The 12,700-nt window shown below is 60.1% G+C and carries 9 protein-coding genes and 1 pseudogene; all 10 read left to right on the top strand.

Annotated elements, in window-relative coordinates:
* The first annotated feature begins 6 nt into the window (after positions 1-6).
* The 10 genes and pseudogenes from P12x_RS20730 to P12x_RS20775 all read left to right on the top strand — a co-directional run bounded on the left by P12x_RS20730 (position 7) and on the right by P12x_RS20775 (position 12,623).
* The gene (locus tag P12x_RS20730) at positions 7-1,197 is read left to right on the top strand and encodes a tetratricopeptide repeat protein (RefSeq protein ID WP_435006636.1); all 1,191 of its coding nucleotides are present in this window, start codon (positions 7-9) and stop codon (positions 1,195-1,197) included.
* 137 nt (positions 1,198-1,334) lie between these two features.
* The gene (locus P12x_RS20735; protein WP_435006637.1) at positions 1,335-2,483 is read left to right on the top strand and encodes a glycerate kinase; all 1,149 of its coding nucleotides are present in this window, start codon (positions 1,335-1,337) and stop codon (positions 2,481-2,483) included.
* The gene (locus tag P12x_RS20740) at positions 2,483-3,418 is read left to right on the top strand and encodes a thiamine-phosphate kinase (protein WP_435006638.1); all 936 of its coding nucleotides are present in this window, start codon (positions 2,483-2,485) and stop codon (positions 3,416-3,418) included. Before P12x_RS20735 ends, P12x_RS20740 begins: the two co-directional genes overlap by 1 nt.
* Positions 3,419-3,433: 15 nt before the next feature.
* A complete protein-coding gene (gene tsaE, locus P12x_RS20745; protein WP_435006640.1) occupies positions 3,434-3,940 on the top strand; it encodes a tRNA (adenosine(37)-N6)-threonylcarbamoyltransferase complex ATPase subunit type 1 TsaE in 507 nt (168 codons plus the stop codon).
* A 158-nt stretch (positions 3,941-4,098) separates the two neighbouring features.
* Entirely contained in the window at positions 4,099-5,826 is a 1,728-nt protein-coding gene (gene lnt / locus P12x_RS20750; protein ID WP_435006641.1) for an apolipoprotein N-acyltransferase, read from the top strand.
* A 351-nt stretch (positions 5,827-6,177) separates the two neighbouring features.
* Entirely contained in the window at positions 6,178-7,038 is an 861-nt protein-coding gene (locus P12x_RS20755; protein ID WP_435006642.1) for a hypothetical protein, read from the top strand.
* Positions 7,039-7,472: 434 nt separating this feature from the next.
* Positions 7,473-8,189 (top strand): Rad52/Rad22 family DNA repair protein, encoded by a 717-nt coding sequence (locus tag P12x_RS20760; RefSeq protein WP_435006643.1) that lies wholly within the window; start codon positions 7,473-7,475, stop codon positions 8,187-8,189.
* A 192-nt stretch (positions 8,190-8,381) separates the two neighbouring features.
* Positions 8,382-9,377 (top strand): annotated as a pseudogene (galT, locus tag P12x_RS20765) (galactose-1-phosphate uridylyltransferase); the annotation flags it as partial.
* A 90-nt stretch (positions 9,378-9,467) separates the two neighbouring features.
* Complete coding sequence (locus P12x_RS20770) at positions 9,468-11,663, top strand: alpha-amylase/4-alpha-glucanotransferase domain-containing protein (RefSeq protein WP_435006645.1); 2,196 nt, start codon at positions 9,468-9,470, stop codon at positions 11,661-11,663.
* Between the two features lie 15 nt (positions 11,664-11,678).
* A complete protein-coding gene (locus tag P12x_RS20775; protein ID WP_435006646.1) occupies positions 11,679-12,623 on the top strand; it encodes a DUF58 domain-containing protein in 945 nt (314 codons plus the stop codon).
* Positions 12,624-12,700: the final 77 nt, after the last annotated feature.

Here is a 12,700-nt window from a genome sequence, read left to right on the forward strand (position 1 = left end):
ATATCGGTGGCGGACGGAACTTCTCAACCAAGCCCGCCTCGTTTCGACCGGCGGGCGATCGTCCTGACAACAACCGGACTGGTCGTTGCCGGGGCCTTGATCGCGATGCTTTCTTATCCGTCGTGGTCGAGGCCCGCCCCGGCCCCGATTTCAGGTCACTGGCTGGCGGTCCGCAGAGGCCGAGCCTATTTGCAGCAAAATCGCCCCGACCTTGCCCTTGAGGCGGTGGCTAAGGTCCGGGACGAGGCTCCCGGCGCCGGCGAGGCCATGTGCGTCGCCGGCCTGGCCCTGGCCCAGATGGAGCAATTCCGGAGCGCCAGAATCGCTCTGGAGCGATCCCTCAGCCTACAACCCAAGCAACCCATGGCGGCCAAGGTGCTGTCCGCCATCCACCTGAGCATGGGAGATTCGACCCAGGGACTCTCCTGCTTACGCAAGGCCGCGGAGCTTTCTCCGAACGATTTCCGACCGTGGTTCACCATGGGTAAGGTCCATCTGGATCTCGGCGAATCGGAGGAGGCCGCCGCGGCTTATCGTCAAGCCATGCTCCGAAACGGGAAGGATGTCGATACCAGGATCGGACTGATCGAAGCGTTGCTGGCCCTGGGGCGTGCCGAGGAAGCCTTTCCTATCGTTAAGGAGACTCTGGCCCTCGACCCGAAACGGGCCAAACTACTCGGCCTGGCGGCGAAGCAGGCCAGAGATTCGGGCCAGGATACGGAAGCTATCCGATTTGCGGACCAGGCCCTCGAGATCGACCCTGATGAGATCGAAGCCCTCTTCGTTCGAGCCCACCTGAGGCATGCGTCCGGGCAATCCCTGTTAGCCCTGGCCGACATCGAGCGGGTCGTCTCCATCAATCCGAATCAACTATCAGGCCTCAATTTACTGGCCCAGATCGAATCTCGACTCGGTCTGAACGAACGAGCCGCAAGGACCGCGGATCGCAGGCGCGAGGCGAGCCAGCGTCTAGCTTCCATGGACGCTCTGACCAAGGAGATCGCGAATCGCCCCGATGATCCCGAGCCTCGATGGAAGCTCGGCCTGGCCGCGGTTGACGGTGGACAGAGGACTCTCGCAGCGAATTGCTTCCAGGCCGCCCTGGCGGTCGATCCCGACTTTCAACCGGCACGTGAAAGCCTATCTGCCCTCAACTCGCCCCGCTCAGTCCGAAATGCCGATCCGATCGGGCCTTAGCTCGATTTTCCGCCACGGCACAATCGACCGATTTTCCTGCAGATAGCCCTACCCACTGGCCTGGGAATGCCATCGCGAACGATGATGGATAGGAGCTGTTGGAACGGGTCGTTGGTAATGCTGGGCGGATTTTCGTTATGAAGGTGATCGTCGCTCCCGACAAATTCAAGGGGAGCCTATCCGCCCCTGAAGCGGCCCGAGCCACCGCACGAGGTGTCATTCGTGCATCTCCTGGTTCGATTGTCGACCTGGTCCCCATGGCCGATGGAGGCGAAGGAACCGTCGAGGCGCTCGTGGAAGCGACCGGCGGAAATTATCGCGAGTCGGTGGTCACCGGCCCATTGGGTCAACCGGTGGTCGCCCGATCCGGACTACTGGGGGATGGTCGGACCGCCGTGATCGAGATGGCTGCCGCATCGGGTCTGGTTTTGGTGCCCGCAGATCGTCGGGATCCCATGCGTGCCTCGACTCGCGGCACCGGGGAATTGATCCTCCGAGCGATCCAGGATGGGGCGACCCGCCTGATCGTCGGGATCGGAGGGAGCGCCACGAATGATGGCGGGGCAGGGCTTGCCCAGGCGCTGGGATATCGACTACTCGACGATCAAGGTGAGGAAATTCCCCCCGGCGGAGGTTCGCTAGGTCGGGTCGACCGGATCGACTCCTCCGGCCGCGATCCTTCACTCTCCGGCGTGACGATCGAGGTGGCTTGCGATGTCGATAACCCCCTATGCGGGCTTCGGGGTGCCTCAAGGATTTATGGACCTCAGAAGGGCGCCACTCCCGAGCAGATTGCCATGCTCGACCAGAACCTCGCCCACTTCGCCAGGGTCATCGAGCGGGATCTTGGCGTTGATATCAGCGACTGTCCGGGATCGGGAGCGGCCGGTGGCCTGGGTGCTGGCCTTATTGCCTTCGCTTCGGGAATGCTCCGGCCTGGGGTAAACTTGATCATCGATGCCGTGGGTCTGGCCGGTCGGCTCGAAGGGGCCGACCTATGTCTGACCGGAGAGGGTGCGATCGACGGATCGAGCGCCTTCGGTAAGACGGCGGTCGGAGTTTCCCGACTCGCCCGATCGATGGGATGTCCGACTCTTGCGATCGCGGGGACGATCGGACCTGGGGCGGAGGATGTGCTTCTCGAAGGGGTCGACGCCTACTTCACGATCTGCCCCGGTCCGATCAGTCTGGCCGAAGCGATCGACCAGGCGGCGACCTTGCTCGAACACGCGGCCGAGCAGGCGACACGCGCCTTCCTGGCGGGTCGGCTTGGAGACCGACCTTGATGGGCGAATTTGACTTGATCGGATGGATCCGTGAACGATCGGAATCGGGTAAAGGAGTCGAAACCGGGATTGGAGACGACTGCGCCGTACTCCGAATTCGCCCAGGCGCCGAGACTCTGGTCACGACCGACATGCTCATGGAAGGCCGCCACTTTCGGCTCGACGAGGCGGGCGCCTCCGCCGTCGGTTACAAAGCCCTGGCGGTGAACCTCTCCGACATAGCGGCGATGGCGGGAGTTCCGATCGCGGCCTTCGTAGCGGTCGCCTTGCCAAAACGAGAGGCTACCTCAATCGCGATGGGTCTCCACGAAGGCATTGCCTCGCTTGCCCGAGCATTCGGGGTGACCCTGGCCGGAGGCGATACCAATGCCTGGGATGGTCCTCTCGTGGTTTCAGTGACCGTACTGGGCGAATCGACCGATCGCAAAGTCGTCCGACGATCCGGGGCCCAGGTCGGCGACGCGATCCTGGTGACTGGCCCGCTGGGCGGAAGCTTGCTCGGCCGTCATCTCCACCCCCTGCCCCGCGTTACCGAGGCGCTGGCGATCGCTAGGTCCGTGGACATTCGGTCCATGATCGACCTCTCCGACGGACTTTCCTCCGATCTCGGCCATATCCTGAAGGAAAGCGGAGGACTGGGCGCCACGCTGGACGGCCCTGCCATTCCCATCCACGACGACGCGAGACGATGCTCGACTCTCGACGGTCTCGATCCCTTGCAACACGCCCTGAATGATGGCGAGGATTTCGAACTTTGCCTGACGCTTCGACCCGAGGAGGCTACTTTGATCTTGGCAAACCCTCCCGGAGGAGTTCGACTTTTTCGCGTCGGGACCATCGATGCTCAGCCAGGCCTTCGGCTTAGGGGAATGGATGGAATCGTCCGCTCCATCCAATCTTCCGGGTTTGATCACCTGGCTTCCCTCGAGGACTGAGGGTCGGAGAATTCGATGAACGTCGTGCGAGTCGCCAAGACCACCCTTAGGATCGAGCTCGAATCCGAACGTGAGACGGAAAAGCTCGGCCAAGCAATGGCCCGGGTCGCCCGTCCTGGCCTGGTTATCGGGCTAGTCGGGTCCCTGGGAGCGGGCAAGACACGCCTGGTTCGATCTATTGCCGAGTCGCTGGGAGTCGATCACCGTGCGATTGCTAGCCCCACCTATGTCCTGATCCACGAATACGAGGGCTCGCTGCCCATCTATCATTTCGACGCTTACCGACTCGAAGGGCCCGATGAGTTCGACGCGTTGGGGGCCTCGGATTACTGGTCGGAGGGTCGAGGGCTTTGTTTGATCGAGTGGGCGGATCTCGTCGCCGATCGACTCCCGAAGGACACATGGTGGGTGAGGATCGCCCCTTCCTCGACCGAGGCGAGAAGCATTCAACTCGATACGACCGGAGCACCACAAGCGGCCAATGCGATCGAGGCTGGGCTAACTTCCGATAATTTGCCGTAGGTATCTCCTGGGACACGAACCGACGGAGATCGACGATCCATCGTCTCGGACCATGCCAAGCCGAGTCGGATGGAATTTATTGAGGATTTTCGTATAGTGCTCGTCTCCGAAGGATTTGAGGCACGGTGGGCGTTTCCGGCCTGCGGACGAGGATCGACATGACAATCCAGGCTGTGGCGGCGGGCGATCCTCATAGTTCCCAGGCGGGAAGTGTTCCAACCTCACCTTTGCCGCATCCGGTCGTACTTGGGCTGATCTCGGGAGGCTTGCTCTGGCTCTCGTTCCCCCCGGCGGAATGGAGTTGGGCTGCCTGGTTTGCGCTGGCCCCGCTGTTCCTCCTGGTGGAAAGCAAACGGACAAACTGGTCGCTTTATCTGGCGTCCTGGATGGGAGGGTTGGCGTTCTGGCTGCTGGCCATCCACTGGATCTGGGCGACCGATCCCACAGCCTGGCTCGGGTGGATCGTGATGGCCCTGTTTCTGTCATTGTGGTGGCCTGGTTTTCTTTTCCTGGCCCGTTATACGAGGAAGCGGCTCAAACTCCCGATCATGATCGCGGCACCGGTCATATGGGTAGCCCTCGAATACATCCGAGCCTATGCCCTCACCGGTTTTCCCTGGTATTACCTGGCGCATAGCCAGTATCGCTTCGTCTATATCACTCAGATCGCCGACTTCTCGGGGTCGCTTGGACTGAGTTTCTTGATCGCCATGATCAACGCATTCTGGGTCGACCTACTGACACGCCCGATTTTCCGCGCCAAGGCGACCGGTTGGTGGTGGCGTCGGCTCCCGATCGATCAGAAAGCGAGATTCCTGGTCGTCCTGATCAGTCTCGGCGGTACGCTCGGCTACGGATATTTCAGGATTAGCACGTCCCGTTTTCGCCCGGGGCCCAGGGTCGCGCTCCTCCAATCGAACGAGATCCAGGAATACAATTCGGATCAGAAGAAATCGTCCGCGAAGCTTCAGGCCCTCTACGAGTCGCTGGTAGGTCGAGCTTCGAGTTCGGATCCTCGACCCGACCTGATCATCTGGCCCGAGACCTCCTTCCCCTACCGCTTCGTGATGATCGACCCGACCCTCGACGAAAAGACTCTTGATGAGCACGTCAAGAAGTACGATCCGGAAGAGATCGGAGCCGACCTCAAAATGAGTCGGGACCGGATTTCCGCTTATTTTATCAGCCTGATGGATTCGCTCAGAATTCCTATGATCGTGGGGGCGTCGCTGCACGACATCGGACACGAGGGGTATTCACGGTACAATTCCGCCCTGCTCCTGCAACATGAGAAGCAACTCCAGACCTATCGTAAATTGCACCTCGTCCCCTTCGGCGAGTATGTGCCTCTGGTAGAACAGTTTCCGTGGCTCTTACGCCTGACACCCTACCGAGGGACTCGGCTCCGATTCCTCGATTTCGGCAAGAACCCGGAGTGGTTCGAGCTCGGCCCTTACCGGCTCGCGACGGCGATCTGCTTCGAGGATACAGTCCCCCAGGTGGTCCGTCGATTCTTCGCCGAGGCCCCGGACGCTCGCCAACCAGACCTCCTCGTCAACCTCTCGAACGATGGATGGTTCCACCAGACCTCCGAGCATGAAATGCACCTGGCCGTCAGCACGTTCCGCTGTATCGAGAACCGAGTACCCCTGGCCCGGGCGGTCAACACGGGCGTCTCTGCGATGGTGGACGGTAATGGTCGGATCATCGCCTCGCTCGGCAAGTTGAAAGAAGGGGTCCTGACCGAGGTGGCACCCCTAGACGACCGGACCTCCCTCTACTCGACCTGGGGCGATTGGTTGGGTCAATCCTGCCTGGCCTGCACGATCGGATTCATGATGCTGGGCACCTTTTCTCGCCGAGATCGACCCGACTCCACCCGGTGATAGTTGGCGGAAACGCGGTCAGTCTGACCTGCGAAGAAATATTTCCCATTTTCGCCAATTCCCCTTCCTTGTCGTGTGGCCGGTCGTGGTGTAAGTTTACGGCAAGTCAGGCGAGGGTATCTCGCGCGACGACCGGTCGTGGTTGATCCACGGCCAAATGTCGAGCGTCTTGCCCGGTCGCGTTCCCGGACGTTATTCTTTTAGGATACGTTGAGACGTGGCGCTCGCCGCCCGCATCGAAGACTTCACTTCTCCCGGACCCGAACGGCCCGAACACCTTCCCTTCGCCCGACTCCTGTCGTCGAGGGACGCGATGGCGGACCGTCTTACTCTGAATGGTGGGATGGGACCATGACGTTCGTCGGCAAGATCCTCGTGATTCTCATCATGGCCTTCTCGCTCGTGTTCCTCGGTGTTTCCACCGTGGTCTTCACGACCGCGACCAATTGGAAAGACCGGAGCTCGAAGCAGACGGCTGAAATCTCAAAAATTCAGGGCCAGCTCAGGGACGCCCAGACGAAGGTGACCGACGCCGAAGGTAAGCTCAAGGCCGCTCAGGACGAGCATGCCTCGGCGATCAAGCAACGAGAAACGCTCGTCGCCGATCTCGAAAAACAAGTCACCGACGCCCAGACCGAGATGAAATTGGCCCAGGCCTCGCTGGAGACCGCCCAGACCAATGCCAAACTCGCTCTGACCGATGCGACCGCCCGGAAAGGACAGATCGACGTCCTGACCGAAACTCTGACCAAGGCCCAGAATCAGGCTAACGAGTTCAATGCTCAGAACATCGAACTGACGGACCGGATTCGAATCCTGGAGCGTGAGAAGGCCACGGCCGAATCGAACGCCAAGTCTCTCAAGGATTATGCGGGCCGGGTGAACGCCTTCCTCCGCGTGAAAAACATCTCGATGGAAAACATCGACAAGCTCGATCCCAACCTCGTCCCACCCATGGTCGAGGGGAAGGTGATGGAGCTGAACTCCACCGGTCGGTCGATGGAAATCTCGATCGGTTCGGACGACGGGCTCGCGCCCGGCCAGGAGTTGTACGTCTTCCGAATCCAGCCACGGGCCGAGTACATCGGCAAGGTCAAAATCGTCTCCGTTTATCCCGACAAGGCGGTCGCCGAGGTCATCGGCAACACGGTCAACGGGAAGAAGGTTCAGGAGAACGACATTGTCTCGAGCACGCTCTTCAACACGCGGTAATGCCACCCCGGCCCGTTCGACCACCCGCCCCGGTGGCCGCCCCGGTGTCTTTGTGACCTCGCCCAAGAGCGATGTTTTCGTTGCTCTACTGGGCGTGGCCCTCGGCTCGATGATCCTCGCAATCCTGCTTCTCGTGATCGTCTGGGGCCGATACGACTTCAGTATCGCGGCCACATGATCCGGTGTACCTGAAATTCTTTTCAGTGTACGCTTGACTACATCCGCGATAATCGTTACCATTGAACCATCGGCTCGACCCTGTCGTAAAGACCTGGTCAAGTCGGTGGTTCTTTGTTTTGGGATGTTCCGGCGGGTGCGGATCTTGAACGGGTTCGTGCGATGGGCACCCGGTCGCCTCGACTCACTGGCTCAAACAACGACCGCCGGCGACTCTCGATTGACCGATCGAATTCGCCGACGGGGGGGATTTCACAATGACCCAGTATCCCGACCTGTTCGCCGCCCTCGCCGCCCCGTTCGACCCTCAGGAAGTTCGCGTCCGATCGCAAGCCGGACGTCAACTGGCCTACATCACCGCCCGGACCGCGATGAATCGACTCGATTCCATCCTCGGGCCCGAGAACTGGTGGGACGAATATGTTCCGGGTGAACATTCGGTCCTCTGCCGCCTGACTGTTCGACTTCCCGATGGGACCATGCTGACCAAGGCCGACGCTGGAGGCTATGCCGGGATGCCTGATTCGGGAGACGACGAGAAGAGCGGCTTCTCCGACGCATTTAAGAGGGCCGCGGTGAAGTTTGGTGTCGGTCGCTATCTCTATCGCGACGGCGTCCCGGCGTTCGTCCGGGATCGTGAATCAACCTCGAAAGAGCCTATCGCTCCCGAACCCCCTGCCCCCACCCCCGAACCGAGTCACGAAGCCGCCACGCCTCAGCGAGCATCGACGAAAAATGGGTCGGTTCCCCGATCGGGTCGGGCCCTATTCGCCTGGACGAAGGATCAGGAACAACGGCACGAGGTCGGCCTTCTGAAATACCTCAATAGCTGGGCCAAGTTGCAGGATTTCCCGGGCCGGATGGTCGACTGGGACGCCGATCAGGTCTGCCAGGCTTATGGGGAAGCGATCCGCAAGCTCCAGTCAATCTCGACCGGGCAGGCTGAGGCCTACGAGGAAGCGCTCGCCAACTGACAAAGCGGCTCATCGAGACGTCGATGAGTTCTCGGGCCCGCCCCACTTTTTCGGGGCGGGCCTTTCGCGTTCGAAGGTGCGACTCCCGTTCGAAAGTGATAGGATCTTTTCGGTCCCTGGCCGAAATGTCCCGAGCCGACTCCGCTCGTCACGTCCGATCGATCACTTCAGCCTGCTGCCTTCGAGGATCTCGCGATGCCCGAACTCCGCAAAGACCCGATCGTCGGCCGATGGGTGATCATCGCGTCCGAGCGGGCCAAGCGTCCTCACGACTTCCACCATCAGGAACAAGCACTCGTCGAGGGCAATTGTCCGTTTTGCGAGGGACACGAGGAACAAACTCCCCCCGAAATCATCGCCTACCGCGAACGAGGATCTCGACCCAACGGGCCGGGCTGGAGGGTCCGCGTCGTCCCCAACAAATACCCCGCCCTCATGATCGAGGGAAGCCTGAACAAGCGAGGCGAGGGAATCTACGACAAGATGGTCGGGGTTGGCGCCCACGAGGTCATCATCGAAAGCCCGCAGCATCATGTCAGCATGGCAACTTTGAGCGAGGAGACCATCAGGGAGATCCTCTGGGTCTATCGCGACCGCCTGGTGGACCTGAAGAAGGATAACCGCCTGGTCCACGGGATGCTCTTCAAGAACGTCGGGCCGGCGGCCGGGGCAAGCCTGGAGCACTCGCATAGTCAGCTCATCGTGACCCCCACGGTCCCCATCCTGGTCTGGGAGGAGATGACCGGAGGTCTGGAATTTTACAATTACCGCGGTCGATGCATCTTCTGTGACATCATCCATCAGGAACTTGCCACCGAGTCGCGGATTGTCCTGGACACGCCCCATTTCACGGCATTCTGCCCCTATGCTAGCCGGTTCCCATTCGAGACCTGGATCGTCCCCAAGGCCCATTCGAGCCATTACGAAAATATACCCAAGAACAGCCTGGACGACCTCGGCGGGACGCTCCGGCAGGTCCTGACGAAGTTGGAAAAAGCCCTGGATAATCCGCCTTACAATTACATCATCCATACGGCACCTTTTGATCATCAAGAACTGCCGCATTATCACTGGCATATCGAGATCATTCCTAGATTGACCAAGGTAGCCGGCTTCGAATGGGGATCGGGCTTCTACATCAATCCCATGCCGCCGGAGGATGCCGCAGGCTTCCTTCGCGAAGTCTGAGCGAGCGTTGAGTTCGGCCTGTTTCTAGGCCTCAATCCGCCGGTAGTCCTTCCACTCCGATGTCTGCGGAAAGTTCTCGAGGAATCTCCCATGGCTGGTGTTCGCCTGATCCTTGCCCTCCACGATCACCAACCGGTCGGAAACTTCGACTCCGTTTTCGAGGCCTCGTATCGAGAAAGCTACTTGCCTTTCCTCGATGTGATGGAGGACTACCCGGGGATTCCGTTCGTCCTCCACACCTCGGGGCCGCTCCTGGAGTGGCTCGTCGAACATCGGCCCGAATACATCGCTCGGGTCCGGGCGATGGCCGAGTCAGGACGGGTCGAGGTCCTTGGCGGTGCGTTCTTCGAGCCGATCTTGACCATGATCCCGCACCGCGACCGGGTTGGTCAGATCCGAGAATTCGACGCCTACATCCAGGATGTGCTCGGGGTGAAGCCTCGAGGGGCATGGATTGCCGAGCGGGTCTGGGAACAGCATTTGGTCTCGGCCTTGGTGGAATCGGGGGTCGAGTATACCGTCCTCGATGACTTTCACTTCAGCCGGGCCGGCATCGATGAATGCAAGATGCGCGGGTATTTCCTGACCGAGGAGGAAGGACGGCTCCTGAAGGTATTCCCGATCTCTGAGCGGCTCCGGTATTTGATTCCATTCCAGGAACCGCACATCACCTATGAATATCTCAAGGAGATCGCCGCGAATCAGCCAAATTCGGTGATGGTCTTCGCCGACGACGGCGAGAAATTCGGGGCCTGGCCCGAAACTTACGACCACGTTTATCGGAATGGATGGCTTCGACGATTCTGCGACATGATCGAAGGAAACCGCGACTGGATCGAGCCGACCACCTTTTCCCGGGCCGTCGACTCAACCCTGCCTATGGGCAAGGTGTATCTGCCCGACTCTTCTTATCGCGAGATGACGGAATGGGTCCTCCCGTCCGACCGCCTCGTTGCTTTTCAGGAAGCCGTCCGTTCGAACGCCGACCACCACTCGGCTGATCGATTGCGCCCGTTCGTCCGAGCCGGCGGCAACTGGCGAAACTTCAAGGCGAAGTACACCGAAAGCGACGAGATGTACGCCCGGATGCTCGGAATCTCCGACCGGTTGGCCACTCTAACCAGTTCCAACTCGGCCGACCCCGATTATCTGGAGATCGCCCGGCAAGAGCTTTACCGGGCCCAGTGCAACTGTTCTTACTGGCATGGAGCCTTCGGCGGGCTGTATCTACCGCACCTCCGAAATGCAGTTTATCGTCACCTTATCGGGGCCCATAATGCCCTCGACGAGTCGGAAGGTCGACGCGGGCCCAGGGTCTCGATCGACGCGGGCGACTACAACCTGGATGCCCGCCAGGAGATTCGACTTGAGAACGATCGGGTGATCGCGTTCGTTCGTCCCGCCTTCGGCGGCCATCTCTACGAACTGGACCTTCGCCAACCCTTGGTTAACATCCTGTCCACCCTCGACCGAAGGCCGGAGGCTTATCATGCCGCGATCGCCGCATCGTCGGGATCGGGTGGCGGAGAATTTCTTGGCCCTCCAAGCATCCAGGAAAAAGTGGTCCTGAAGCAGGAAGGTCTCGAACACCTGCTTGTCTACGACCGCCAGCCTCGGAAGGCTCTGGTAGATCATTTCCTGCCGGTCGAAGCCACCTTGCTCGACCTGAAAACTTGCCGGGATGTCGAGCGAGGAGACTTTGCGACTGGTACCTATCTTTCTCGGATCCATCGGAACGCGCATCAGGTTGCCCTGATCATGGAGCGTCCCGGAGTGGCTTATGGCCATTCCATCCGCATACGCAAAACCATCTCACTCGAAGCGAATAGCGGGATACTGGAAGCCGCCTACGTCCTCGAAGAACTCCCCGAGGATGTCACGATTCACTTCGCGGTCGAGATAAATCTGGCATCAATGGCCGGCCGCGCCCCCGATCGTTATTATTGCGATAATGATGGTCGCCGACTCGGGATGCTCGACTCACGGCTCGATCTCTCGAAAGTCGAGGGAATCTCGATGACGGACGAATGGCTGGATCTCGTCGTCGGGCTTCGCTGGACCGAGCCCGCCGATCTCTGGTGTTTTCCGATCGAAACGGTTAGCCAGAGCGAAGGCGGCTTTGAAGGGGTCTACCAAAGCTCTTCAGTTGTCCCACACTGGTACATCAAGTCCGACGAGACGAGGAGATGGGAAGTCCGAATTCGTTTGTCGAGCGATTCCGCCAAGGGCTCGGAGGCTACTCCGGATATTATCGCGAACGAAAAATGGTCGATGATTGACCTCTGACGGGCGATTTTCGACATGAACTATTCTCGACTTTGGGGCACTCATAAATCGATTGTCGAGCCGGCCGATCCCTCCAAGGTCGATGCTTCGGCGGTCGTCCGAAAGGCTCGACGATTGAGATTTCGGGTCCGTCGAGGAGCCGTCGCCGACCTCGCCGGCGCCTATCTCGGGGCTCGACCCGGTTCTGGACTGGCCTTCGCAGAGCTTCGACCCTACGAGCCGGGCGATGATGTCAGACATCTCGACTGGAATGTGACCGCCAGGCAAGGTCGGCCCTACGTCCGTCGATTCGTCGAGGAGCGAGCGTTGACGGTCTGGCTGATCGTCGACATCTCGGCCAGTCTCCGGTTCGGACCGGAAGGTCGGACCAAGGCGGACCGGGCCGTGCAATCGGCGGCGCTCCTGGCAACGGCCGCAATTCAGTCGGGAGATCGAGCGGGTCTGGCCCTGGTGAGCGATCGAGTCGAGGCGGAACTCTTACCTTCGGGAGGCATTAAACATCTGGCTCGACTGGTTCGGGCTCTGGTTGCCACTCCATCGAGGTCGAGGCGAACCTCGCTCACCGTCGGCCTTAGGGGACTGGCTCACTCGCGCCGTCGAGCCCTGGTGGTCATTCTGAGCGACTTTCTAACGGTCGATTCCCATGCGGCCTGGAAGACCCTCTCTCAAAAAAACGACGTGGTCGCCGTCCGTTTGATCGAACCTCGCGAACAGGCGCTACCGCCCTCGGGCCTGCTCGATCTCGTTGATGCCGAACTCGGGACGGACCGATTGATTGATTTCAAATCCCGAAAAGTTCGTGACCAGTATGCACGCGTTGCCGAGGAGCGGTCACTGAACTTCCGCAAATGGTGTGCAAGCTCGGGAGTGGCCGGACTGGACATTTCGACCACGGAAGATCCGATTGGTCCTCTGATCCGATTCTTCGCCGGGCGGGCTCGACGACGAGGTAGCCCTTGAGTGATCTCGACGATTCACTCTTATCGTCCCGTGGGTTCGTCCCGCCCCGTCCCAACCTCGGCCCTGAACCTTGGTCC

It is taken from the genome of Tundrisphaera lichenicola (assembly GCF_051175385.1).
Taxonomy (GTDB): Bacteria; Planctomycetota; Planctomycetia; order Isosphaerales; family Isosphaeraceae; genus Tundrisphaera; species Tundrisphaera lichenicola.